The 23469-nt window shown below is 55.9% G+C and carries 24 protein-coding genes; 20 read left to right on the top strand and 4 right to left on the bottom strand.

Going from position 1 to position 23469, the window contains the following annotated elements:
* Positions 1–23 precede the first annotated feature (23 nt).
* The 13 genes from AC2FJC_RS11490 to AC2FJC_RS11430 all read left to right on the top strand — a co-directional run bounded on the left by AC2FJC_RS11490 (position 24) and on the right by AC2FJC_RS11430 (position 15088).
* Complete coding sequence (locus AC2FJC_RS11490) at positions 24–1244, top strand: Gfo/Idh/MocA family protein (protein WP_496739613.1); 1221 nt, start codon at positions 24–26, stop codon at positions 1242–1244.
* 100 nt (positions 1245–1344) lie between these two features.
* Positions 1345–2355 carry a TRAP transporter substrate-binding protein DctP gene (gene dctP / locus AC2FJC_RS11485; protein ID WP_170686418.1) on the top strand — a complete coding sequence of 337 codons (1011 nt, stop codon included), beginning with the start codon at positions 1345–1347 and terminating at the stop codon, positions 2353–2355.
* Positions 2356–2385: 30 nt separating this feature from the next.
* Positions 2386–2961: a TRAP transporter small permease gene (locus tag AC2FJC_RS11480; protein ID WP_170460347.1), complete on the top strand. Its 576-nt coding sequence runs from the start codon at positions 2386–2388 to the stop codon at positions 2959–2961.
* Positions 2958–4253, top strand: coding sequence for a TRAP transporter large permease (locus AC2FJC_RS11475; protein WP_170328647.1), 1296 nt, complete (start codon positions 2958–2960; stop codon positions 4251–4253). Before AC2FJC_RS11480 ends, AC2FJC_RS11475 begins: the two co-directional genes overlap by 4 nt.
* The gene (locus tag AC2FJC_RS11470) at positions 4253–6139 is read left to right on the top strand and encodes a bifunctional sugar phosphate isomerase/epimerase/4-hydroxyphenylpyruvate dioxygenase family protein (protein ID WP_496739612.1); all 1887 of its coding nucleotides are present in this window, start codon (positions 4253–4255) and stop codon (positions 6137–6139) included. Before AC2FJC_RS11475 ends, AC2FJC_RS11470 begins: the two co-directional genes overlap by 1 nt.
* Position 6140: 1 nt before the next feature.
* Entirely contained in the window at positions 6141–7013 is an 873-nt protein-coding gene (locus tag AC2FJC_RS11465; protein WP_496739611.1) for a shikimate dehydrogenase, read from the top strand.
* Positions 7010–7825: a citryl-CoA lyase gene (locus AC2FJC_RS11460; RefSeq protein ID WP_496739610.1), complete on the top strand. Its 816-nt coding sequence runs from the start codon at positions 7010–7012 to the stop codon at positions 7823–7825. The genes AC2FJC_RS11465 and AC2FJC_RS11460 overlap by 4 nt, the downstream gene beginning before the upstream one ends.
* Positions 7815–8975 carry a Gfo/Idh/MocA family protein gene (locus AC2FJC_RS11455; protein WP_496739609.1) on the top strand — a complete coding sequence of 387 codons (1161 nt, stop codon included), beginning with the start codon at positions 7815–7817 and terminating at the stop codon, positions 8973–8975. The genes AC2FJC_RS11460 and AC2FJC_RS11455 overlap by 11 nt, the downstream gene beginning before the upstream one ends.
* 16 nt (positions 8976–8991) lie before the next feature.
* On the top strand, positions 8992–9666 hold the full coding sequence (locus AC2FJC_RS11450) for a hypothetical protein (RefSeq protein ID WP_496739608.1): 675 nt from the start codon (positions 8992–8994) through the stop codon (positions 9664–9666).
* Positions 9659–10849, top strand: a complete 1191-nt coding sequence (locus tag AC2FJC_RS11445) for a Gfo/Idh/MocA family protein (RefSeq protein ID WP_496739607.1) — start codon at positions 9659–9661, stop codon at positions 10847–10849. The genes AC2FJC_RS11450 and AC2FJC_RS11445 overlap by 8 nt, the downstream gene beginning before the upstream one ends.
* Positions 10850–11002: 153 nt before the next feature.
* Positions 11003–11917: a sugar phosphate isomerase/epimerase family protein gene (locus tag AC2FJC_RS11440; RefSeq protein ID WP_496739606.1), complete on the top strand. Its 915-nt coding sequence runs from the start codon at positions 11003–11005 to the stop codon at positions 11915–11917.
* Complete coding sequence (locus AC2FJC_RS11435; protein ID WP_496739605.1) at positions 11898–13307, top strand: aldehyde dehydrogenase family protein; 1410 nt, start codon at positions 11898–11900, stop codon at positions 13305–13307. The genes AC2FJC_RS11440 and AC2FJC_RS11435 overlap by 20 nt, the downstream gene beginning before the upstream one ends.
* Positions 13307–15088, top strand: a complete 1782-nt coding sequence (locus tag AC2FJC_RS11430; protein WP_496739604.1) for a thiamine pyrophosphate-binding protein — start codon at positions 13307–13309, stop codon at positions 15086–15088. Before AC2FJC_RS11435 ends, AC2FJC_RS11430 begins: the two co-directional genes overlap by 1 nt.
* A gap of 338 nt (positions 15089–15426) precedes the next feature.
* On the opposite strand, the gene AC2FJC_RS11425 is transcribed toward AC2FJC_RS11430, so the two are convergent.
* Positions 15427–16317: a LysR family transcriptional regulator gene (locus AC2FJC_RS11425; RefSeq protein ID WP_496739603.1), complete on the bottom strand. Its 891-nt coding sequence runs from the start codon at positions 16315–16317 to the stop codon at positions 15427–15429.
* 95 nt (positions 16318–16412) lie between these two features.
* Here AC2FJC_RS11425 and AC2FJC_RS11420 point away from each other — a divergent pair, with 95 nt between their 5' ends.
* From AC2FJC_RS11420 to AC2FJC_RS11405, 4 genes are all read left to right on the top strand, one after another.
* Positions 16413–17276: an MBL fold metallo-hydrolase gene (locus AC2FJC_RS11420; protein WP_496739602.1), complete on the top strand. Its 864-nt coding sequence runs from the start codon at positions 16413–16415 to the stop codon at positions 17274–17276.
* A gap of 69 nt (positions 17277–17345) precedes the next feature.
* Complete coding sequence (locus tag AC2FJC_RS11415) at positions 17346–17807, top strand: cupin domain-containing protein (protein ID WP_496739601.1); 462 nt, start codon at positions 17346–17348, stop codon at positions 17805–17807.
* Positions 17808–17826: 19 nt separating this feature from the next.
* The gene (locus AC2FJC_RS11410; RefSeq protein ID WP_496739600.1) at positions 17827–18297 is read left to right on the top strand and encodes a glutathione S-transferase N-terminal domain-containing protein; all 471 of its coding nucleotides are present in this window, start codon (positions 17827–17829) and stop codon (positions 18295–18297) included.
* Positions 18275–18898, top strand: a complete 624-nt coding sequence (locus tag AC2FJC_RS11405; RefSeq protein ID WP_496739599.1) for a tyrosine-type recombinase/integrase — start codon at positions 18275–18277, stop codon at positions 18896–18898. The genes AC2FJC_RS11410 and AC2FJC_RS11405 overlap by 23 nt, the downstream gene beginning before the upstream one ends.
* A 250-nt stretch (positions 18899–19148) precedes the next feature.
* Here AC2FJC_RS11405 and AC2FJC_RS11400 read toward each other — a convergent pair whose 3' ends face one another.
* The 3 genes from AC2FJC_RS11400 to AC2FJC_RS11390 all read right to left on the bottom strand — a co-directional run bounded on the left by AC2FJC_RS11400 (position 19149) and on the right by AC2FJC_RS11390 (position 21537).
* The gene (locus tag AC2FJC_RS11400) at positions 19149–20222 is read right to left on the bottom strand and encodes a hypothetical protein (protein ID WP_496739598.1); all 1074 of its coding nucleotides are present in this window, start codon (positions 20220–20222) and stop codon (positions 19149–19151) included.
* Between the two features lie 136 nt (positions 20223–20358).
* Entirely contained in the window at positions 20359–20676 is a 318-nt protein-coding gene (locus AC2FJC_RS11395) for a DUF3775 domain-containing protein (protein WP_108860111.1), read from the bottom strand.
* 87 nt (positions 20677–20763) lie between these two features.
* Positions 20764–21537, bottom strand: coding sequence for a DUF1365 domain-containing protein (locus AC2FJC_RS11390; RefSeq protein WP_496739597.1), 774 nt, complete (start codon positions 21535–21537; stop codon positions 20764–20766).
* Positions 21538–21686: 149 nt separating this feature from the next.
* Between AC2FJC_RS11390 and AC2FJC_RS11385 the strand changes: the two genes are divergently transcribed.
* Genes AC2FJC_RS11385 through AC2FJC_RS11375 form a run of 3 tightly spaced genes read left to right on the top strand, consistent with a single transcriptional unit; the run spans position 21687 to position 23467 of the window.
* The gene (locus tag AC2FJC_RS11385; protein WP_496739626.1) at positions 21687–22343 is read left to right on the top strand and encodes a sigma-70 family RNA polymerase sigma factor; all 657 of its coding nucleotides are present in this window, start codon (positions 21687–21689) and stop codon (positions 22341–22343) included.
* A gap of 10 nt (positions 22344–22353) precedes the next feature.
* Positions 22354–23004 (top strand): ChrR family anti-sigma-E factor, encoded by a 651-nt coding sequence (locus AC2FJC_RS11380; RefSeq protein ID WP_496739596.1) that lies wholly within the window; start codon positions 22354–22356, stop codon positions 23002–23004.
* A 58-nt stretch (positions 23005–23062) separates the two neighbouring features.
* Positions 23063–23467 (top strand): hypothetical protein, encoded by a 405-nt coding sequence (locus AC2FJC_RS11375; protein WP_496739595.1) that lies wholly within the window; start codon positions 23063–23065, stop codon positions 23465–23467.
* Positions 23468–23469 lie beyond the last annotated feature (2 nt).

Below are 23469 nucleotides of genomic sequence, written 5' to 3'. Positions count from 1 at the left end.
CGAGACATCAGCAATCCAAAGTGATGTATGGTAAAAATAAAAATATCATACATTATTGTGGAATCACGAAAACCCCAATACGATCGTGGCCAAGTTGGGCAAAGCAGCCCGATCGCTATCATCGGTTTCGGGATTTTCCGGACCCTCCGGAAGGAAGCAAAGTGTCTAAGAACTTTCGCATTGCCATTGTCGGCATTGGTCTTGTTGGACGACGCCACGCAGACGCTATCCGAGCGTTGCGCCATGTTGATCTCGTCGCGGTGGTCGACCCCAGCGATGAAGGTCGTGCTTACGCCGTTGAGCACGGGGTCGCATGTTACGCGACCCTCGAGGAAATGTTTGCAGATCAGGCGCCGGACGGAGCTGTTCTTGCGACCCCGACCACGCTTCATGTCGAACAAGGCCTCACGAGTGTTCGAAATGGTTGTCCCGTTCTTGTCGAAAAACCGATCGCCGTAGAAGCCACTGCTGCACTTGAGCTTGTTCAAGCAGCGGAGAAGGCCAATGTGCCACTGATGGTCGGACATCATCGTCGACACAATCCTCTGATCCGGTCGGTAAAGGAAGCCATTGTCGATGGGAAGATTGGAGATGTGCGCGCTGTCCATGCGAATTGCTGGTTCTATAAGCCAGACGAGTATTTTGATGCTGCGCCCTGGAGAAAGAAACCCGGTGCAGGGCCCATCTCGGTCAATCTTGTTCACGATGTTGATCTGCTGCGGTACCTGGCCGGAGAAGTCATGACCGTACAGGCTCAGGCGGCTGCGTCGCAGCGGGGTTACGACAACGAAGATGTTGCCGGTGCTCTGTTGACGTTCGAAAGCGGGGCGATAGGCACCATAAGCGTGTCCGACAGCATCGTTGCTCCATGGAGCTGGGAGATGACGTCTCAAGAATATCCAATCTATCCTTCAACCACTGAGAGTAGCTACATGATAGGTGGCTCTCATGGATCGTTGTCCGTTCCCGATCTTCGATTGTGGAGCTACCAGAGTGAGCAAAGGGACTGGTGGACGCCAATCTCATCAACCGCGCTGAAGAAGGGTGCGTCTGACCCTCTGGTCAATCAGCTTAGGCACTTTGTTGAAGTAGCTCGGCACGAAGCAGAGCCGATTGTGTCTGGATGGGAAGGTTTCAGAACGCTTCAAGTTATTGAGGCTATTCAGAATTCCTGCAGAACAGGTGAGACGGTCAGGATCAAATACTTACAAAAAACACCAACGGTAGATATTACGGCAGTATAAAATATCATATATTTTGTAAAAAATCTTGCAAAATGTTCAAAATAGGTCAAAACTCTGAATCGCAAAAAAGAAGCATCATGATGTCTCAGGGAGGAGCAAAGTGATTACCAAACTTACCCGCCGGGCTGCTGTATCAGCCCTGGTCGCAACCGGTGTTCTGTTCAGCGCAACAAGTGGTGCGCTGGCGGAAGACAAAGTGCAACTTCGCCTCGCAACATCAGGATCGGAGACCGATCAGCGCTCGGTCGCTATGGCCGAGGTTTTCGCGCCCATGGTCGCTGATTTCGCAAGCTACGAGCCCAGCTATAATGGAACCATCTTCGCCCAAGGCACCGAGTTGGACGCCATCAGCCGGGGTAACCTGGAAATGTCGATCACCTCGGCGCAGGAACTGGCACAGTTCTTCCCCGAGTTTTCGATCTTTACCGCAGGCTATGTCCATCAGGACGCCGCGCATCAGGTGGCTGTCTTCAACGATCCCTTGATGGATGCCTTCAAGCAAAAGGCCGAAGAAGAACTGGGCGTCAAACTGCTGTCGGTCATGTATCTGGGCCGTCGTCAGGTGAACCTGCGCCAACCCAAGGATGAACTGACCGTCAGCACTCCGGCTGATCTGGAGGGTGTGAACCTGCGGATGCCGGGCACAGATGCGTGGCAGTTCCTTGGAAAAGCGCTGGGTGCCGCCCCGACACCAATGGCGTTCTCAGAGGTTTACACAGCTCTGTCGACCGGTGCCGTTGACGGTCAGGACAACCCATTGCCGACCGTGGTTGATGCCAAGTTTTACGAAGTGACCAATCAGATCATCCTGACATCGCACTTGGTCGACTTGAACTACATCGCCATCGGCAAAGAAGTTTGGGACGGGTTGACGCCGGAACAGCAGGCTAAGGTTCAGGAAGCTGCGGATGCTGCAGCTGAATCAGGCCGTCAGAAGCAACTTCAGAAAGAAGAGGATCTTGTCAGCTTCCTGAAAGAGCAAGGCATGGCGATCTATGAACCCGATCTCGCGGCGTTCCGCGATCAGGTACAGTCTATGTATCTGGACAGCGAGTTCGCTGGCTCATGGCCCGAAGGCGTTCTGGATCAGATCAACGCTCTGGGCAACTGAGCCCAGTAAGACAAGGGAGGGAGAACCACAATGAAAGCCTTTATAAAGGGGTTCTCCCGACTGACCGAAGCGATTGCCGGCGGGATGTTGGCGGCAATCTTCTTGATCTTTCTATTGCAAATACTCTTGCGCTACTTCTTTACCCCTGCCGGATGGACGCTTGAACTTATCGGCATTCTGTGGGTCTGGGTGATCTTCTTCAGTTGTGCTTTCATAGTGCGTGAACGTGATCACGTGAAGTTCGATATCATCTACCTTTCAGTGCCGATGCGCGTGCGGCAGGTCTTTGCAATGCTGGCGGCCGCAGCGATCGTGGTCGGGATGCTCTACAGTTTCCTGCCGACGTGGGACTACATCGACTGGATGAAAATCCGCAAAACCTCGACTGTGCGCAACCCGTTCTCCGGCGAGAAGATACCGCTGCGCACAGTATTCTCGATTTACGCGGTATTCATGTTGGTCGTCGCAGCGCGCTACGCTTGGCTATTCTTCGACGTCATGCGCAATGGCCCCCCAAAGACAGAGTTGGAACTGGTTGTTGGGTACAACGTGGTTGACGACCATCCACGTGTCGACGTCGAAGAGGACGAGGAAGTTAAGAAATGAGTTTTGAACTTCTTTCCTGCCTGCTCGCTCTCTTTCTTCTGGCAGGCATCGGGACACCTATTGGCTATTCCATCCTATTGGCCTCATTAGTGTACCTGGGCACGGCCGGATTGGACGTCGCCCTCGCGGGCGAGAAGATCCTGCAGGGCTTCTACAAAAGCACGATCCTGCTTGCCGTGCCGTTGTTCATCGTCGCCGCGAATATCATGAATGCTGGTTCGATCACGGACCGTCTGCTGAACTTCTGCGTAGCCGCTGTCGGTCGTTTCAAGGGCGGCCTCGGGCACGTCAACGTGGTAGCGTCCCTGATCTTTTCCGGTATGTCCGGCTCGGCTGTCGCGGATGCCGCGGGGATCGGCAAGATCATCATTGAGATGATGACCAAGGATGGCCGCTACAGCCGAGGTTATGCTGCTGCTATTACCGCGGCGTCGGCGACGATTGGCCCGATCATTCCGCCCTCGATCCCAATGGTTTTGTACGCGCTCGTTTCCAAGGCCTCCATCGGATCTCTGTTCTTAGCCGGTATTCTGCCGGGCCTGATCATGGGCGTCGTCCTCATGGCGATGAACTACTATCTGGCCGGAAAGCGGAACTTTGCATTGGAAGAACCTGTTCCTCTGCGCGAATTGCCGGCTAAAACCGCCAACGCGTTTCCGGCACTGCTGATGCCCGCAATCCTGCTGTATGGTATATATGGCGGCGTCACCACTCCGACCGAAGCCGCCGCAGTTGCTGCATTCTACGCTCTGCTACTGGCAGCGTTGTTCTACCGCGCGCTGACCTTCCGTGGCCTTTATCAAGTGTTCGTCGACAGCGCGCGCTCCTCCGCCGCCGTCGGGGTGGTCATTGGTGGCGCGTTCATTCTGAACTTCATCGTCATTCAGGAACAGATTCCACAGTCGATCTCGGCACTGCTGGAGGGTTCGGATGTTAGCCCGATTGTATTCCTGATCCTCGTAAACCTGCTGATCCTCGCGCTGGGATGCGTGTTAGACGCAACAACGATCATCCTGGTGATCGTGCCCCTGTTCATTCCAACCTGCGAAGCGCTCGGGATTGATCTGGTGCATTTCGGAGTGCTGGTCGTCGTGAACTCAATGATCGGTTTGATCACGCCGCCCTATGGCATTCTACTCTTTGTGATCAACGCCGTGACGGACATTCCGCTGCGCGAAATCATCTCCGAAATCTGGGCCTTCCTCGCGGTTCTCATCTTCGCCTTGGTGATAATGATGCTGATGCCGGATCTGGTCCTGTGGTTGCCGCGTATGTTTGGATATCAGGGATAATGTGCCTGTCGGTTTCGACAACGTCGATCCCCGGTGATCTGGCTGAAAAGCTGAGTGCTATCGCTGACGCGGGATTCGGGGGTGTCGAATTACACGAACCGGATTTGACCGCTTTTGACGGAACGCCATCGCAAGTCCGCAAGATTGCATCGGACCTCGGCCTGAAGATATGCCTGTTACAACCCTTCCATAATCTTGAAGGCCAGCCCGAAGCCGGACGTGAGCGCGCCTTTGATCGACTGAAGCGCAAACTCGACCTGATGAGCGAGCTGGGAACGGAATTGCTGCTTATCGGGTCTGCCTTCGAGGTCGATGTCGCTGCGACCGAAGAACAGGTAATCGCAGATCTTGGCGAGGCGGCCCAAATCGCTAAAGAAATGGGGATGCGTCTGGCCTATATGGGCTTGCCATGGTCGGATCTTATTCACTCGGATGAACAGGCGTTAGGCGTCGTTGATGCTGTCGACAGCCCTAATCTGGGGTTGGCTTTGAATTCCTTCTTCTCGCTTGCCGACGGATCCAAACCAGCCCGCCTTCGGGACATTCCCGGAAAGCGGCTGTTCCATGTGCAACTGTCCGATGCACCCCGGCTTGAGATGGATATACGTCGGCTCAAGCGGCACTTTGGGCTTCTGCCAGGGCTTGGGTCGCTGAACCTTGCGGGCTTCGTTCGCGTGTTGTCCCGCGCCGGATACAAAGGGCCTTGGTCGGTTGCACGCGTCAACGAAGCAGCTCCTCAACCCGGTGGCCGAACACTGGCCCGAGACAGCTACAGGTCGCTGGTGAACCTCCTGGATGAGGTATCCCGGACCGAGCCGGGAACCGATTTCGGCATCCCGGACCTGCCGGAACGCGTTTATGCGTCAGGCTTCGAATTCGTCGAATTTACAGCCGACGAAACAAGCGGCGCGCGGCTGGCAGATATGCTGTCAGCAATGTGTTTTCGAATGGAGCGAAAGCATGTGAGCAAGTCCGTCGAGTTGTGGCGGCAGGGCGCTATAAACATCGTCGTGAACACCGAAAAGGAAGGCTTCGCACATTCGGCATTTCTGGGCCACGGCCCCTCGGTCTGCGACATGGGGTTGCGCGTCAAGGACGCAGATCAGACGGTTCAGCGCGCGACCGCGCTGGGCGCGCCGAATTTCTCACAGCCGGTGGGGACCGGGGAACTGGACATCCCGGCCATCCGAGGTGTCGGCGGCAATGTCGTCCATTTCATAGATGAGAAATCCGATCTGCATCGAGTTTGGGACATCGAGTTCGAGCCAGTTGCCAAGACCAAAGCGACCCAGCCTGCCGGTCTGCGCCGTATCGACCATCTGGCACAGACCATGCGTCACGATGAGATGGAAAGTTGGCTGCTTTACTACATTTCAACTTTTGAGATGGCAAAGTCTCCTATCGTGAACGTCGCCGACCCGTCCGGTGTCGTGCAAAGCCAGGCTATCGAAAGTCCCGAAGGCGAAGTGCGCCTGAACCTGAACGGGGCCGTTGGGCGTAGAACACTGGCAGCGTCATTCCTTGAAGATGGGTTTGGGGGCGGTGTCCAGCACATCGCCTTCCAGTCGGACGATATTTTTGAAACGTCGGATCAGTTGCGCAAATCAGGCTTTCCCAGTTTGACGATCCCAGAGAACTACTACGCCGATCTGCAGGCGACCTTCGGATTGGATGATGATCTGATCGCCCAACTGCGCGAGGGCAACATTCTCTACGACCAGGCAGCGGGTGCCGAGTACTTTCAGATCTACAGTCGCCCTATCTTTAACGGCTTTTTCTTTGAAATTGTTGAGCGCCGAACTGGTTACGCCGGCTATGGCGCACGTAACGCTGCGTTTCGATTAGCGGCGCAAACGCGACACCACGTGGCGGAAGGAACAACCTAATATGAAGGCCGCACTAATCGGACAAGGGATTTCTGGCTCCATGACGCCTGAGATGCACGAGGCGGAGGGCCGGGCGCAGGGTATCGATCTGAGCTACGGTAGGATCGACACGGCAAAAGAGCCATTTCGTGGCATGTCGGTCGCTGATTTACTGCATTATTCCGTTGAATTAGGCTGTGCGGCGGTCAACGTGACACACCCCTACAAAGCATCAGTCATTGATCATCTTGATGAGCATTCCAAGACTGCTGAGGAGCTTCAAGCTGTCAACGCGGTGGTTTTTTGTGACGACCGAATGGTTGGCCACAACACCGATTACATAGGTTTCCACAGTGCCTTCCGAGATTTTTTGGGATCATCGAAGACTGAAACGGTTCTCTTGTTTGGTGCTGGTGGCGCGGGCAGTGCAGTCTCTTTGGCTTTGCTTGATTCAGGTGTTCGAGATCTGGAGATCATCGATCCTGACTTGCACCGAGCGCAGGCGCTGGTCAGTCGACTAAAGGTCTTGCGCCCTTATGCAAAGCTTCAGGGTTCCCCCTCGATTTCGTTGGATCGGGTCAAATTTGTGGACGGAGTGGTAAACGCAACACCGCTCGGGATGGATAAGTGCCCCGGGTCGGTAATTGATCCATCATTGTTGCGGCCGGGTGCTTGGGCGGCAGATATCGTATATTTCCCGCTCGAGACACACCTTCTGAGCAGCGCCCGCACAACTGGGTTGAAAGTGATGAATGGTGCTGGAATGGCAGTTCATCAGGCTGCAGCGTCTTTTGAAATCTTCACCGGCTGCACCGCCTCAATCAGTCGTCTTCAAAGCGTTTTCGATTCACTTTGTCAGCAGCGCATGCGCGAGTTTAGAGGTGCAACGGTATGACAAACGACGAGCAAGCTATCCGCCAATGGTGGCGTACCTCCATCATCGACATGAAGCCCGGTCAGATCGCTTTTCGTGGCAACGCCATAGAGGACCTGATCGGGAACGTATCTTTCCCGCAGATGATCTGGCTGATGGTGCGGGGTGATCTGCCCAGCGACGCACAAGCGCGCCTGTTCGAAGCTGCTTTGGTCGCAGGCGTGGATCACGGCCCACAGGCTCCCTCAATCGCGGCTGCGCGTATGGCCGCCACCTGCGGGGTAGGTCTCAATAATGCGATGGCGACTGCGGTGAACATGCTGGGCGACGTGCATGGAGGTGCAGGAGAGCAGTGTGCAGAGCTGTACTATGATATCGCAGTCCGCATGGATGCGGGAGCTTCGCTGAATGACGCTGTTCGAGATGGCTTGGACAGCTGGCGCGAGACCTACGGCAAGATCGTATCGGGCTTTGGTCACAGGTTTCACAAGCCTGTCGACCCACGCGCACCACGATTGATGCAACTTGTTCGTGATGCGGCGGCAGTAGGCACGGTATCAGGCCGGTTTGCCGATATCGGAGAAGAGGTTCAAGCCGAACTCGGTCGTCAACGCGGCGGTCGGCCAATTGCTATGAATATCGACGGCGCGACAGCCGTGATCTTCTGCGAGCTTGGCTTTCCTGCACCCTTGTCGCGAGGGCTGTTCTGCCTGTCCCGCTCGGTCGGAATACTCGCCCACGCTTGGGAACAGATGAACCAAGGTGGCCGCAACAAAGGGCCGATGCCCCCTAATTTCTTACCCCTCTACGAAGACAGGAATGATGACACGTGAGACATCGAAATCCTTCCGGGTCGGCCTTATCGGCTGTGGTCGTATCAGCGATATTTATCTAAAAACACTATCCAAATTCTCAAACGTTGAGGTCGTGGCTTGCGCAAGCCTTGACCCTTCGGAAAGCCGCGCCAAAGCGGATCAATACGGTGTCGCCCAAGCCTGCACGCCAGATGAAGTGTTTGACGATCCGACGATTGACTGCGTTCTGAATCTGACAATACCGGCGGCGCATGCCGAAATCAGCCTGCGCGCGCTGGAGGCGGGAAAACACGTCTATTCCGAGAAGCCGTTGGTTATGAATCGAACGGATGGTAAGGCGATCCTGCACATGGCCTCTGAAAAGGGGTTACTGGTCGGTTGCGCACCCGACACATTTCTGGGCGGTCGTTGGCAAACCGTTCGGCGCTTGATCGATGAAGGCGGTATCGGGAAACCAACAGGGGTTTTTGCCCATGTCGGTACCCACGGGACAGAACGCCACCATCCCAACCCAGATTTCTACTATCAGGCGGGTGGCGGGCCCTTGCTGGACCTTGGGCCATACTACCTGACCGCAATGATTTGCTGCCTTGGTCCCGTTGACCGGGTCGCCGGAATGGCTCGGCGCACGTTCGACAAAAGGATGATCGAAAATGGCCCTCGCAACGGTGAATGGATGGATGTCGAGATCGACACGCATTCCCTAAGCCTGCTGCAGTTCTCTTCCGGGGCTATAGGGTCGATGACCATGAGCTTTGACGTCTGGGATAGCGAAACGCCGCGGTTCGAGATCTACGGTGAAAAAGGCACCATCAGCATCCCAGATCCTGACCCGGTACATGGTGCCAACATCTTTCACGGGGATGTCTGGCTGAAAACGTGGGAGACCTCGCGCTGGTCTCATCAGCCGCGCCCATACGGTCGCGAAGGCTGGCAGGTGGTCGACAACAAACATGGATTCAATGAGGACAGCCGTGGTCTCGGCCTTTTGGATCTGGCCCTGGCGGCGCAAGAAGGCCGCCAACCCCGTGCAAGTGGAGCGCTCGCCTACCACGTTTTCGAGGTCATGGACGCGATCGAACGGGCGCCGAAATTTGGCGCCTATCAGACAATAGAAAGCCGGTGCGAAGCGCCGATGCCTCTGCCTGTCGATTTTCTGAACGATTAGAGGAAGGAGCTGGTCTATGCCTATTGAGACTCTCGACTTTGCCCAGCCATTTTTTCGCGTCCAGCACATCACCGATGAAGACAGAGTAACTGTAGAGGGTCGCGCCATTGTTCTGAATCTCGGGGAGAGGGGCCTCTCTGCCGAGGATCAAACCGTTGCACCGCTTTCCTCTGTGATCGTGCAAGACAGCACGCTTAGCGGCGTGGAACGTGCAGTCATTGTCCACGGTTTCGACGCCCATGCCGATGACAACGAGTTGTTCGCTTGGGTGAAAGATACATGGCCATCTGCTTTTGATGTTCGCCAAGAGGAGCGTCTGCGCGGTGTCAGCCACTACATGTCGCCGAAGGTCTTCGTGGGTAACGTTGGACTGACCATGTACCATTCCGGCTCGGTCCCATTGAATGTCGGATTGCACAAGGATCATCCGTTCTGCCCGGTACCGGGGTTTCGCGAAGTGCATACGCAAATCGTAGGCTTTGGCAAAATGCAGCAATGCCGCGAACGGGACGTTGAAACCCTTTACCTCGAAGAATTCATGGCTCCCGGCACGACGCACAAGCCGATGTATGACGCTGAGGGCAACTATCCCTGGCATCAATACGAGACGATTACACCCAGCATCTTCATGGCGGTGGAAATGCTGCCAGAAGGCGTACGCGCCCCGGACATGGAGGTTCAGAATGGCTGAGAGACTTTTACCCGAAGACCTGAACTTCGAGGGCCCTTTCCCCCGGTTGTCTCGCCGTTTGCGGCTGGGCGTTGTTGGCGGAGGACGGATTTCTGTCACGCAAGCAACGGCTGCGCGGATGACCGACCGGTGGGAGGTCACCGCAGGCGCGCTCAGTTCTGACGCTGCGCGCAGCAAGGCGCGTGGGGCCGAGTGGTATCTGCCAGCAGAAAGGTGCTATGCGTCATTCGACGAGATGGCAAAGGCCGAGGCGGTGCGCCTGGATGGCGTGGATGCCGTCATGATCACTACCCCGAACCACGTTCATTTCGAAGCGGCCAAAGCATTTCTGAAGGCGGGCATTGACGTGCTGTGCGATAAGCCCCTGACCAACGAAGTCGCGGAGGCCGAGGGGCTTGAGGAGATTACCGCGCGCACGGGGCACATCTTTGCTGTCGGCTATGCGATGTCATGTTTTCCAGTAATCCGTCAGGCCAAACAAATCGTGGCGGAAGGCGGCATCGGTAAAATCAACCAAATCCACGTCGAGTTCATGCAAGACTGGATGACGCCCGATGATGTAGCTGATGCGCCCCATGTCAAATGGCGGCTGGACCCAAAGATTTCTGGTCCGACCAGCTGTGTCGGCGATATCGGCACCCATGCCGCGCATCTCGCCAGTTTTGTCTCGGGCCTGCCCTTGACCGACCTACGGGCCGAGTTTCATGTCTGCGGCGCGCCAAAACCTTTGGAAGACACAGCATTCATGTTCACCCGCTATCAAAACGAGGTTCTGGGAACCCTGATGGCGACACGCCTTGCCCCGGGAAATCGGGGTGGGTTGCGGTTGCGCATTTTCGGGAGCGAAGGAGGTCTCGAGTGGGATTTGGAGAATTCGGAGCAGCTGAAGTTCAATCGGTTTGGTGAGCCGGATCGTATCATCAGCCGAGGTCACGGGCATGGTATCGGACCCGGTGCGGAACGTCTAATCCGTACCGCGCGCGGCTTCCCCGAAGGGATTATCGAAGCCTGGGCCAACCTCTATACGGAATTTGCTATGGCCGTAGCCGCGCGTCAGGATGGCGTTACCGTTCCGGCCGATTGGCTTACTTATCCAAGTGTCGAACAAGGCGCAGACGGTGTCCGATTCATTGACGCCTCTTTGCGCTCTCACCAGTCCGGAGGCGATTGGGTAACTATTTAAAGCTTTGCCAACACGAAGGTTAAGCACGCCCGGGCTATTGCTCGGGCGTTTTCATTCCTGCTCAGTATTAAAAGTTGATATTTTTAAAAATATCTGATATTTTACACTACGTGTGATGAAATTGAGATTCGCAGACACGTGGAGCTGCCGTTCATGGTGAAACCCGAAGAGGCTGGCGCAAGCCCCTCTATCTATTCCTTGGCGCATCTGACGCTGATTGGCTGTACGCCGCCCGAGTTGGTCTATATCGCCGCGCGGGCCGGTTACGATGCAGTCAGCCCTCGGTTCATTCCGATGCATGTGCCTGGTGAATTCACTCAATCCCCAATCGACAAGGCGCAGGTGCAGGCCACCAAAATTGCTCTCACTACCACCGGCTTGAAAGTCCTTGATGTCGAGCTTGCGCGCATCACCGAAGATGTCGATCCGCGCAGTTTTGAGCCCTCTCTGGAGATCGGCGGGGAACTGGGCGCCAAACGCATGATTATGAGCGCGTGGACCAACACGCGCGATGATCGTGACTTTCTGATCGACATCTATTCCGAAACTTGCGAACTGGCGGCGCCCTACGGGCTGACGGTGGATCTGGAATTCCCAAGCTTTTCCCGCCTGCGCACTCTGGATGAAGCACTGGATATTGTCCGCGCCTCCGACCAGCCGAATGGCGGTATCCTGGTCGACACGCTCTACCTGCATCTCAGCCGTGTAGACTTGGGAGAGCTGTTGCACGTCCCTTCAGACTTGTTTCACTTCCTGCATATCTCTGACTGCCTGCCGGGCATAGCCGACACGCGTGAGGGCATGATCCAACTGGCCCGTGATGCAAGGCTGTATCCCGGCGAAGGCTGGATAGATTTTACCGGCATCATCGAGCGGATGCCGCCGGTCGACTATTCTATCGAACTGCCCAACCAAAGCCGCGTTGCCGAGTTGGGATACGAAGAACACGCGCGTCGCTGTCTTAGCCACGCCAAGCGAACATTCGGCGAGGCGCGATCACAGCGCCGGATGCCCGATGCTGCATTTCTAAAACATCAAGAGGATCATCATGGGCAAAGAGCTCACTGAAACCGACCGCAACATGGCGGCCGATATGCTGGCACGCGCCCGCGCCGCCATGGCCGAGATCGAGGATTGGGATCAGGACAGGCTGGATCGCCTGTCTCAGGCCATTGCGTGGTATGCGGGGAATGAGAAAACCTTTACGCGTCTGGCCCAGCAAGGCGTGGACGAAAGCGGTATCGGAGATCGCGAAGGGCGCCCTGCGAAGCGGTTCAAGATACACATGGTGTTGCGTGATGTCCTGCGCACACCATCGACCGGTATTGTCGAAGTTGATGAGGAAAAAGGGTTGGCAAAGTATGCCAAGCCTGCCGGTGTGATCGCATCCCTGATCCCGATGACCAACCCGGCGATGACACCACCGGTGACAGGTGTTTCCGCTGCGAACGCCCGAAACGCGGTCATCTTCAGCCCACACCCACGAACTGCCCACACCACCTTTGAAATGGTCGAGGTTATGCGCGCGGCCTGCCGTGCCGCCGGCGCCCCCGAGGATCTGTTTCAATCAATCCGCAAGCCGTCGATTCCGCTAACTCAGCACCTCATGGAGATCTGCGATCTTACGTTGGCGACCGGCGGCAAACCGATGGTCAAAGCTGCCTATAGCTCCGGGCGGCCGGCCTATGGCGTAGGCGCGGGCAATTCTTCCATCGTCATCGATGAGACCGCCGATCTGGAAATCGCCGCTCAGAACACACGTATTTCAAAGACGTCTGACTTTGGGTCTGGTTGCTCGGCTGACGGCAACATCATCATCCAGCGTTCAATTTACGACGACATGGTCAAGGCGCTTGACGCCGAAGGCGGGTACCTGTGCTCGGATGAAGAGAAGGCTATGCTCGAAGCTGCTATGTGGGACGAAAAGGGCAACCGCACCTTCCCGACCATCGCCTGCCCTCCTCAGCAAACGTCCAAGGTCGCCGGGTTCTCGATCCCCGAAGATCGCAAATTCCTGATGGTTGAAAATCAGGGGCAAATCGGGCCGCAGCATAAGTTCTCCAAGGAAAAACTGACCACGCTGATGGCGCTTTATCACTTCGACACGTTCGATGGCGCGCTGGATACGGTCAGCCAGATTTACAACTCCGGTGGCAAAGGCCACTCATGCGGCATTTACAGCCACAATGACGACCACATAGATCGGCTGGCTCGTTTGGCTCCGGTCAGCCGCATGATGGTGCGACAGCCGCAATCCAAGGCCAACGCAGGTGCCTGGACCAACGGTATGCCCATGACCAGCAGCCTTGGCTGCGGCATTTGGGGCGGCAATATCACCAATGAGAACGTCACTATGAAACATATGATGAACTACACTTGGGTCAGTCGTCCGATCCCCGAGGATCGCCCCTCGGAACCGGAACTTTTCGGTGAATTCTACGGACAGGAGGTCGCGTGATGGACGGAGCAAAACTGGAAGGCAAAACCGTTGCCGAACACATCGTCGATTTCCTCGAACGCCGTGAGATCGAACATGTTTTTGGCCTGTGCGGCCATACGAATATCGCGGTACTTGCTGCACTGGCCGAAAGCCCGATTGATTTCGTCACTGTGCGGCACGAGCAAATCGCCAGCCACGCGGCGGATGCTTATGCCCGCGTGACGGGCAAGGCCTCGGTGGTGCTGTCCCATCTCTCCCCGGGGCTGACCAATTGCTCCACCGGGGTCGCCAACGCCGCGCTGGACTGTATCCCGATGGTCGTGATCGCAGGTGACATTCCCACGCATTACTACGGCAAGCATCCGCATCAGGAAGTGAACCTCCACGCAGACGCGGCCCAGTGGGAGATCTACCGCCCCTTTGTCAAACGTGCCTGGCGGGTGGATCGGGCCGACCTGATGGCCGAGATTCTGGAAAAGGCGTTTCATCTTGCCGAAAGCGGTCAGCCCGGACCGGTGCTGGTCAACGTGCCCATGGATATCTTCTCCGAGGTGATCCCGTCGGACAGTTTCGACCGTATCCGCGACAACACGCGGGCGCTCAAGAAACCGTCGATTGACGATGAAACAGCGCGAGAGATTGTCGAAGCGTTGGCTAAAGCCGAAAACCCAGTCGCTTATGTCGGAGGTGGTATTCTTCTGGCACAGGCCAGCGAGGAGTTGCGAGAATTTGTTGACCATATGGGCCTGCCAGTCGCGCATTCCCTGATGGGTAAAGGCGCTTTGCGGGACGACCATCCGCTTGTGCTGGGAATGACCGGGTTTTGGGGCACCGAATTGGTCAACCAGTCCTGCTTGAATGCGGACTACATCTTTGCCGTGGGCACTCGGTTCAAAGAGGCTGATTGCTCCAGTTGGTACCCTGGCTACACGTTCAACATTCCCGGCTCGAAGGTCATTCATATCGACATCGAACCGCAGGAAATCGGTCGGAACTATCCCACCGAGATCGGCGTCGTTGCTGACGCCAAGGCCGCTTTGCGCGTCCTCAACCGGGTCGCCCGCGAGATGTATCCGGACGGTTTCAAACGCCCCGCTCTGGAACAGAAGATCGCCGACTTCCGAACGGATTTCAAAGCGCACAACGTGGAAATGGCGACGTCAGCAGCCTTTCCGATGATGCCCGAGCGTATTCTGGCAGATACCCGCAAGGCACTGCCCGAGGATGCCATCATCACCACTGACGTTGGGTGGAACAAGAACGGTGTCGGGCAACAGTTTGACATTTTGACGCCGGGTTCAATCCTGACCCCGGGTGGGTTCGCGACGATGGGTTTCGGGCCTCCGGGTGCGATCGGCGCGAAACTGGCGGCACCTGATCGTGTGGTGATCAGCCTTGTTGGCGATGGTGGTTTCGGCCAAAACCCGTCGATGCTGGCAACGGCCGTCGAACTCGATCTGGGCATTATCTGGCTGGTCATGAACAACAATGCCTTCGGAACCATAGCAGGTCTGCAAAAGGCGCATTACGGTCTGACCTATGGAACCACGTTCCCCGGATCAGCCGCCGCACCCGCAAACGGACCGGGCTATGCCGACATAGCGCGAGCCTACGGAGCGGAAGGGCACAGGCTCAGCGCTGCCGACGAACTGTTGCCGGCACTGGAAGCGGCAATCGCCAGTGGCAAGCCAACCGTGCTCGATGTGCCAATGATCAACAACCCAACACCAACGACCGGACATTGGAATATCTTGGACATATACTCGCCGGACAAGGAGGTATCTCACGTCGCGACTTGACGAAACTGGGCTCGTTCAAACGCGCCCAGTTTATTGTGTCAATGCTCATCCGTGTTCGAGCAAATATCAACAGCTTCGTCGCGGCGCAGTCTTCGTTGTTATATGTCTGAACTTTTTTGTTGGTGAGTTACTTTCACCGAAGCACGTGAGATAATTTCAAATTGCGATAACACCGAAGTATGTGCGTTCTTAGCGTTCAAGTTTTCGCTCCCTCAGCGAATGGCAGGTTCGACGGGATGCGTCGCAGCATCACCAACAGGCAGCCAACGGCAGCTTAGGGCCGAATACGAGATGCGGCAGATGAGTGTGAATGAAGGAAAAAAAAATTGGAAACCTCTCTAAGGCCTACTGAAATGCTTTCGCAAATGCTCGAGAAACAAACGGACACGGTGTGGCTGGAATGCCTTATCTTGATACACCCCAAATACGCCGACATCTGGAAATCTGTCATCCAGAAAAACTGGAGACAGTTGCTGGGCCTCAACGAGGTCCAAGGCCATGATCTCCGGCAATAGCCCGATCCCCATTCCCCGGATCAAGGCCTCTCGGTAGATATGGGTTTGGTTTATCACCATGCGCCAGGGTTGTCGCAGTTTGCGCAGGCCGGTCTTTGTTAACAGCGGCCAGCTGTCTCCAAAGCGCGAACCGCCGAACGCCAGACAGGCATGATTGTCGAGCTCCTGAACGGTGGCCGGCACGCCATGACTTTCAAGATAGGATGGGGCAGCAAACAAACTCAGCCGGGTATCGGTCAGTTTGGTGACAATCAGGGAGCTGTCTTCAAGCGAGATCGCCAACCGGATCGCAAGATCGACCTTTGCACTGACAAAATCAGTCTGATCGTTGTCGAACACCAGATCGAACAACACTTGCGGATAGAGCTTCTGGAAGCTTTCAACGGCATCCATCAGCAGAGTGCCCATGCCTTCGGGCGCTGCCACGCGGACAATGCCCGAAGGACCGACGCCTTTTCGATCCGCAACATCCTGTTCCAGTTCCGCCATCTGGTCCAGCATGGTTTTGCAGCCATGATAGTAACGCTGACCCGCGTCGGTCACCTCCATCGACCGTGTGGTGCGGTTGATAAGCCGCAGACCCAGCATCGCCTCAAGATCGGCCACATGTCGACCTACGATTGCAGGGGTAACGTTCTGGTCCGCGGCAGCGGCTGCGAAGCTGCCCAGTTCAACCGCGCGGGCAAACACAGCCATCTTCCTGAGCTTATCCATTAGATACTTTCAGTTAGTTCTCTATTGCATGCCGCTCCAATTATACCTGAATTCGTCAATGATATATAGCCTCCCAGACAATAGGAGGCCTTGCCATGAAACGCATTCTCACAGCCCTTGCTGCCGCAACCGCCTTTGCGAGCGCCGCAATCGCCGCTGATGACGAGATGAAGCCTGTCATGACCGAGCTGAAAGACGGTGTTTATCAGTTCCACATGGCGCATTATTCCAGCCTGATCGTGATCACCGATGACGGCGTCGTCGTCGTCGTCGTGGATCCCAACCAGGAATTCCGCGCCGAAGCAATGCGCGCCGAAATTGCAAAGCTGACGGATCAGCCGGTGGTCAAGGTGCTCTATTCCCATCCCCATTTCGACCATTCCCGCGGGGGACAGATCTTCAAGGACGAAGGCGCCGAGTTCATCACGCATGAAGGGTGCGCCGAATTGCTGGGCCGTGATCTGGAAAACAGGGTCGTGCAACCTGACGTAACCTATGAAGGGGACGAATACCGGATCGAGCTTGGCGGCAAGGTGGTCGAAATGCGCTACTACGGTTCGAACGATGGTCAGTGCAACAGCGCCATCTACATGCCAGAAGACAAGGTTCTTATGGCGGTCGATTGGCACCTTCAGGGTTTCGTGAACCTTCCCGGCCGCCTGAACACGCATGACTACGTGGGTTCGCTAAACACGCTGCGCCGCGTGACGACCGAACTGGAATTCGACACGGTCATATCAGGGCACATGCCGATGTCGTCGCCGGAGCAACTGGCCGAGGATTTGGCTTTCAACGAGGCGCTTTTCAAAGCAGTGTCGGAAGGTCTTGCTGCGGGCAAGACAGTCGAGGAACTGAAGGAAACGGTCGAGCTGCCCGAGTTCAGCCACTGGTTCATGTATGACCAGAACCTGTCTGCCCATGTGGAGCGCATGACCTATTCGATCTGGCACGGCCACTGACCTGAACAGACCGGGCAGTGTCACTGCCCGGTCCTGCCCCACCCAAATAACCCGAAAACGGAGCATGACATGCCCAAGAAAACCGAAACTACTGGCAAGAAGACGGTCATCAGCGGCTGGCATGAAGGCCGCAAGTATTTCATGGCCGAAAACGAATACACCTCGGTCGCGGCTGGCAAAGAAGACACCCAGTCCGAGTATGTCTTCGGCGCGGGCGAAATCGCGCCCGGCAGCTGCATCCCCGATCACTACCACAAGTGGGAAGACCAGACCTTTCACATCATCGAAGGTGAGCTTGAAGTCAAAATCGGCGATGAGGTTTTCAGGGCCGGGCACGGCGCCAGCATCCAATGCCCGCGCGGTGTCTCCCACTACATGAAAAACGTGGGCGATACGACCGCCAAGCTGATCAGCTACATCTTCCCCGGCGATTGGGCCGAGGCCTTCATGGCCGAAACGTCTCGCCAGAATGAAACCGGCGTGCGAGATCTGAAGCTGATCGAGGAACGTTTTGGCGTTGTCTACCTGTGAGGGTGGCGGAGTAACTTCGATGAAACTCTTTGTCTTTGAAACCTGTCCATTTTGCGTGCGCGCCCGCATAATGGCTGGCCTGAAGGGTCTGTCGCCCGAACTCGTCTATGTGGCGCCGGGGCAGGTTCCAGCCGAGCTTGAGGGTCGGGTCGACAGATTGACCGTTCCAATTTTGGTGGATGGTGAGACGCTGATTCAGGACAGCACAGAAATCATTCGTCATTTCGACTCAATTGGCACGCAATTGCTGCAGTCGTATGGCACCGGCCCGGAACTGGAGGAATGGCGCGAGACGGTATCCTCGGCACTAAACGCCCTGTGCTATCCGCGCATGCCGCGCTTGAATGTCCCCGAGCTGGCATCTTCTGAGGCCCTGGCCTTCTTTGAAAGTGCAATGCCAGAGCGGATAGGAATGGCATTTACGGATGCACTTGGGGAAGCGCCCCCAGAAACGCGAGGTGCAAAGAGTGCAACGTTTCCTAACTCCTGAAGAAGCCAACGAGTTGTTGGCTGCAGCGACCAGCGAAGCCATTGTTGGACGCTGGGATCCTGCAAGGCATACTCTCAAAAAGATCGCCTTTTTGCTTGGCACCGGTGCAGGGCCTGGGGAAATGTTTGCCGTCGATGTCGAGGACATTTTCCCGCAAACTGGACGTGTTTGGATTGCCTGCAAGGAAGCCGGAGCTTCAAAGACCGCATTTCGAGAGCGATGGGTTGTACCCCCTGATTATGCCTGGCGTCTAATGGGTGAATTTCCCAAAGACGGAAAAGCGTTTCGGACACCAAGCGGCTCACCTTACATCCTTCGCGAAAATGGGGGTGGGCAAATGTCAGCGGCCTTTCAGACTGTCCGCGAAGCTGCCGGCCTTGGCTCGGACGTGACCCCGTATGTTTTGCGCCACACTTGGGCAACCTGGTTTTACGCACAAACAAAGGACGACCTACTTTTGAGGAAACTGGGGGGATGGGCCAAGAAGGACATGGCATACCACTACGTAAAACTTGCGCCACCGGATCTCAGCGAAAGACTGTTAAGTTTTGGCTGGGACTTTAGGCAAAATTTGGACAAGCTGCCTTATGGAAAATGTTAATATAATGAAAAGTATACGAAAAAATGAAAGAAGCGTTCCCTTAGCAGGGGAGTGTCTTCGACCACTCGGCCACGTCTCCGCTGGCCGTTATATCCTTGCATGTCGACCAGATACAAGACGATTTTGATCAAGCGCGAAATTTTTCTGAAATCGATTGCGTCGGTGCTGTTGGGATGCATTTGCGTGGCGAAAGTGCTGCCCCATCTGTTCCCTAGTGCGATTTGGAACTATGTGGAGCGTCACCGCGACGTTAACCCGGTTCGTCAGCTTCGATTGCCGCTCGCATGAGAAACAGCGTCGCCGGGTCTAGATCATTTTGGGCCATGATAGCCTCAAAGTTGGGGTTCAGCGCGTTGGTGCCCCAAGGTCGTACAGCCAGGGCAATCCAGATCGCAACAGTGCTGTCTTTGTCCAACTGATGCCTAAACACATCCAGGATTCGGGGTCGCAAATCGGGATAGGTCGTTCCGCCATCGGCCAGACTGCGGATCAGGATGCGCTTTTCGTCGGCGGAGCGTTCAGGCAGCTGCAGCGACTTTTCGATTTCAAGGATTGCCCGATCCCCATCAACTGTGATTCCCGCCAGCCCCCAGTCGTATAGGTTGAGGCCTCCACTGCGAAGCGCGCTTTGATAGCCAAGCCTTACGCGTTCTTTAGCCTTTGGATCCGACTGAAGACCCAACAATCGGATAAGTGCCGGTGCGTAGGCTAAACGATTGGGATTGCGCAGGTCCTGCAATAATTGTGCGGTTGGCACGGCATCGGTCAGGTGGGTCAAAAGCCAATAGGGCGCGCGGTGGATTTCAATCAGCGCCGTGTTGCGCAACAGGCGATCTTCATGTGTGAGATAGGTACTGAAAAAGCCAACCTGCGCCGCGCGATCCGGCGCGCCACTGGTCCAGCCCTGCCCCTCGGCACGCAGTGTTTTAAGGAAATGGGCCCTGTCCGGTGTCATCAGGAAGCCTTTGGTCCAACCGCTGGGCAGGCTGCGACCGGCCTTGTCCTGATACCCCGCCCCGTAGACCATCAAAACCGTTCTGCTCGGACTCGCACGAAAGGCGGATCGCGTAACGCTGTCGACCAGGAAAGGTATCTCGGGCAATCCCCCAACCTGTTCCGGTGTGCCTTTCAAAACCGTAACGGGGGAGAACCTGAAAGGGTTGTCTGGCGATGGTGCCGCCAGCACGATAACACGCGCCGAAAGAATCCGGTCCGCCAGAGAATATTCCGGAAGCTCAACGCAGACGCCGCAGGCTTGGGCAGGGCGGGAATGGAAGCCCACGCAAAGCGCGAACACCGCAAACATTTGCAAGACGCGCCACATGGATCACGCTCCGTTTTAATAGCACCCCAGCCTAAATGCGGGCTTTCGGGTATCCTGACTATGTTATCCGAAAACCGGGTTTTCAGCGAATGGTTTGCAATTAGCAGGCTGCATCGGTTGCACATAACCGTTGCACTTACATCAGGTCGTTTTCCACATCCTCCGCTGAGATGCCCAGTGCATCCAAGCCATTTTCAAGGTGATCCGACATATGCGGCGTACCGATCAGGTAGTCTGCGCAAGGGGTCGAAGCTTCGGACTTGGCGGTTGCAATAGCCTCAGGCAGATCTTCGGCGAAAAAGCTTTCTCGCCCAACCCACATGACAGCCACCAGTTCGGCCTGTTCGTCCTCGCTCATCCGGTCAATAAAGGCGCGCAATTCGCCCTCGGCACGACCCAATTCGCGCCCCATCATTGCAACCTGAGCAATTTTCCTTGGCGAAATTTCCATCATGACCCAACTCCTCGTATTCGCGGTTTCAATAGTACCACAACCATGAGGAAGGGGCTGAGTCTTTGATCTTAAGCAAAGACCTAAGGGCTAAGGCTTGCGACTGCGGGATATCGGCTGATCGGGCACAGAGACGGTTCGGAACGGGACAAACCGGGCCTTCTTGATCTTAAGTTTGATCGCCTGCCACACAATAAGGAAAAACGCACGCCGCGCACCGAAGGGCCGCCGCAGCAACGACCACACGATCGCCCGGTTGGTCAGCGGTGCACGCGGCCCGGTCAGGGTGGCAATCAATCCACCCGCTTTTCGACCATAGTCAATCCAAACGCCGATACGCTCGGGGCGATGGTCAAAGCGAAACTCATACGTCCCTTCGATCTTTTGAAACGGTGAGACATGCATCAGCTTGTCCGCAACGATGCGATCCGTCGGCTGGATCGGCGCAAATCCGGGATTGATGCACAGATAACTGTGGCGCGTGCCGTAAGTGTTCGTAACCTCGGCTACCACCGCATATAGCTGTTCACCGGCATCGAAGCAGAACCAGAAGCTGACCGGATTGAAAACATGCCCCAGCACCCGTGGCTGCGTCAGCAACTCAAGCCTTGCAGGTTGCGTCACACCCATTTCGTCGAATTTAGCTCGCAACCACGCCGCACTCTGCCCTTTGCCGGGTTCACCGCCGTGGTCACGGTCTCGCCAGTACATCGCATTGGCTCGGTTCATCGAAAACAAAAGCGGTGTGTCAGGCCGGGCTTCGGGGTCCAACAGGATGTAATCAATGGAATACCGAAACGCATTCTCGATCCTGCCTTTTCGACCGTGGTAAGTATGGCCTGAAATATGGTCGATCCTGTTCATTCTCGGCTGTGTTCCAGTTTTCCTGTAAGCTGTTCAAGTGGCGCTGTTTTTTTCGTCATGTACATACTTATCATACGGAACATGGTCCGGTTTGGATTAATTTCGCATCACAATGTGATCCAGCTTGGGTGTCGCTGCGTATTGTTGTTATGTTTACCGAGATCGATACCGCGACCTTGGATGAACCGGTGGCCAGCAGGCCTTCACAGAAACCGTGGCGCGCAAAGAAACGCATCAAGGGAAAACCGGTGAACCGAGCGCAAGACAGTTGTGACAAACGAGCTGAGTGGGTGGACCACGTCAGACGTATAAGGGACACGCAGGACCAGGTCGCCTTTGCTGAGTTGTTTCAGCATTTCGCGCCGCGGATCAAGGCGTTCCTGATCAAGTCGGGCTCAGATGCGGCCATGGCCGAAGAGTGCGCTCAAGAGGTGATGGTCACGCTGTGGCACAAGTCGCATTTATTCGATCCTGCGCGGGCGACCGTGGCCACATGGGTGTTCACGATAGCCCGGAACAAACGCATCGACGTCCTGCGCAAACAACGCCGCCCCGAGCCCGAAGAACTGGGATGGGGACCCGAGGCTGAGCCGGAACAGGACGACATACTTGTTCTGCAACAGGAAACCGCGCAGCTGCGCAACGCCCTGTCCGCGCTGCCAGAAGCGCAAAGACAACTGATCGAGAAAGCCTATTTCGGCGATCTGAGCCATCGAGAAATCGCTTCTCAGACCGGATTGCCACTGGGGACGATCAAATCACGGATACGGTTGGCGCTGGACCGCTTGCGCCATGCGATGAATTGAGATGACGGATATGAGCAATAAGATCAAACATCACCTGACAGACGACCTGCTGATGGCTTACGCCGCAGGCACTCTGCCCGAGGCTTTCGACCTGATGGTCGCGACACATCTTTCCCTGTGCAATCAATGTCGTGCGCAGGCCGAAAGCTTTGACGCCGTTGGCGGATATGTCCTGGAAGAACAGGACGAGACCGTTGCGATGAACGACAAGGCACTTGCGGAAACGATGGCTTTGATCTCAAACGGTGCGCCGGTTGCCAAACCCAGGCGACCCGGCTGCTCGGTTTTGCCAACCCCGTTGCAGGACTACGTGGGCGGTGACGTAAATGACATCCGCTGGCGACCAATCGGCATGGGGGTCAAGCAGGCGATCCTGCCGACGAGCGGCGAAGCGACTGCCCGGTTGCTATTCATTCCGGCGGGCACCGCAGTTCCCGACCACAGCCATAATGGCGTGGAGTTGACAATGGTTCTGCAGGGCGCGTTTTCTGATGAGGTCGACCGTTTTGCCCGTGGTGATGTGGAGATTGCAGATGAAGACCTGCACCATACGCCGACAGCCGACATCAGCGGAGATTGCATTTGTCTGGCTGTCACTGACGCGCCGCTGAAATTCAACAAGCTGATGCCGCGTCTGTTCCAACCGTTCCTGAAGATCTGACGCAATCAGCGCTCATGTGGTACCCTGCCCTGCAAGCTGAGTGGTGGAGGCATTTGAAATGATCCGGACTATGTTGTTTATCGTTGCCCTTATGGGTTTTTCATCTGTCGCTTCGGCCCAGCTGGTCGCTGACGTGAAGTTCGAACCTGGCAATTTCGGGACAATGGTCAATGGTACCGTCACTGGAAACGAGTACTTCGACTACAAGTTGGGTGCAAAAGCCGGACAAGAGATGTTTGCCGACCTGAAGGTAAGCGACACAAATGGCAATGGCGTGATCTACTTCAACGTCCTGCCGCCGGACAGTGATGGCTTCGCGATCTACAACGGCTCGATCGACGGGAACACCGCGCGCATCGAACTGCCTGAGGATGGAGACTACACGATCCGGGTCTACCTGATGGGCAATGACCGCGATACGGACAAGACGGTCGGCTACAATCTGGATCTGTCAATCCAGTAATG

The sequence above is a fragment of the Ruegeria sp. CDSB117 genome, assembly GCF_059611005.1.
Note: the sequence above shows the minus strand (reverse complement) of the source record. Positions and strands in the feature narration are given on the sequence as shown.

Excerpts from the sequence above, each read along its gene's own strand:
- AC2FJC_RS11475 (WP_170328647.1), top strand. The coding sequence starts at position 2,958 with ATGAGTTTTGAACTTCTTTCCTGCCTGCTCGCTCTCTTTCTTCTGGCA.
- AC2FJC_RS11435 (WP_496739605.1), top strand. The coding sequence starts at position 11,898 with ATGGGCAAAGAGCTCACTGAAACCGACCGCAACATGGCGGCCGATATG.
- AC2FJC_RS11420 (WP_496739602.1), top strand. The coding sequence starts at position 16,413 with ATGAAACGCATTCTCACAGCCCTTGCTGCCGCAACCGCCTTTGCGAGC.
- AC2FJC_RS11375 (WP_496739595.1), top strand. The coding sequence starts at position 23,063 with ATGATCCGGACTATGTTGTTTATCGTTGCCCTTATGGGTTTTTCATCT.
- AC2FJC_RS11455 (WP_496739609.1), top strand. The coding sequence starts at position 7,815 with ATGACACGTGAGACATCGAAATCCTTCCGGGTCGGCCTTATCGGCTGT.
- AC2FJC_RS11390 (WP_496739597.1), bottom strand. The coding sequence starts at position 21,537 with ATGAACAGGATCGACCATATTTCAGGCCATACTTACCACGGTCGAAAA.
- AC2FJC_RS11460 (WP_496739610.1), top strand. The coding sequence starts at position 7,010 with ATGACAAACGACGAGCAAGCTATCCGCCAATGGTGGCGTACCTCCATC.
- AC2FJC_RS11410 (WP_496739600.1), top strand. The coding sequence starts at position 17,827 with ATGAAACTCTTTGTCTTTGAAACCTGTCCATTTTGCGTGCGCGCCCGC.
- AC2FJC_RS11400 (WP_496739598.1), bottom strand. The coding sequence starts at position 20,222 with ATGTGGCGCGTCTTGCAAATGTTTGCGGTGTTCGCGCTTTGCGTGGGC.
- AC2FJC_RS11480 (WP_170460347.1), top strand. The coding sequence starts at position 2,386 with ATGAAAGCCTTTATAAAGGGGTTCTCCCGACTGACCGAAGCGATTGCC.
- AC2FJC_RS11440 (WP_496739606.1), top strand. The coding sequence starts at position 11,003 with ATGGTGAAACCCGAAGAGGCTGGCGCAAGCCCCTCTATCTATTCCTTG.
- AC2FJC_RS11490 (WP_496739613.1), top strand. The coding sequence starts at position 24 with ATGTATGGTAAAAATAAAAATATCATACATTATTGTGGAATCACGAAA.
- AC2FJC_RS11450 (WP_496739608.1), top strand. The coding sequence starts at position 8,992 with ATGCCTATTGAGACTCTCGACTTTGCCCAGCCATTTTTTCGCGTCCAG.
- AC2FJC_RS11430 (WP_496739604.1), top strand. The coding sequence starts at position 13,307 with ATGGACGGAGCAAAACTGGAAGGCAAAACCGTTGCCGAACACATCGTC.
- AC2FJC_RS11465 (WP_496739611.1), top strand. The coding sequence starts at position 6,141 with ATGAAGGCCGCACTAATCGGACAAGGGATTTCTGGCTCCATGACGCCT.
- AC2FJC_RS11470 (WP_496739612.1), top strand. The coding sequence starts at position 4,253 with ATGTGCCTGTCGGTTTCGACAACGTCGATCCCCGGTGATCTGGCTGAA.
- AC2FJC_RS11385 (WP_496739626.1), top strand. The coding sequence starts at position 21,687 with ATGTTTACCGAGATCGATACCGCGACCTTGGATGAACCGGTGGCCAGC.
- AC2FJC_RS11445 (WP_496739607.1), top strand. The coding sequence starts at position 9,659 with ATGGCTGAGAGACTTTTACCCGAAGACCTGAACTTCGAGGGCCCTTTC.
- AC2FJC_RS11395 (WP_108860111.1), bottom strand. The coding sequence starts at position 20,676 with ATGATGGAAATTTCGCCAAGGAAAATTGCTCAGGTTGCAATGATGGGG.
- AC2FJC_RS11380 (WP_496739596.1), top strand. The coding sequence starts at position 22,354 with ATGAGCAATAAGATCAAACATCACCTGACAGACGACCTGCTGATGGCT.
- AC2FJC_RS11425 (WP_496739603.1), bottom strand. The coding sequence starts at position 16,317 with ATGGATAAGCTCAGGAAGATGGCTGTGTTTGCCCGCGCGGTTGAACTG.
- AC2FJC_RS11415 (WP_496739601.1), top strand. The coding sequence starts at position 17,346 with ATGCCCAAGAAAACCGAAACTACTGGCAAGAAGACGGTCATCAGCGGC.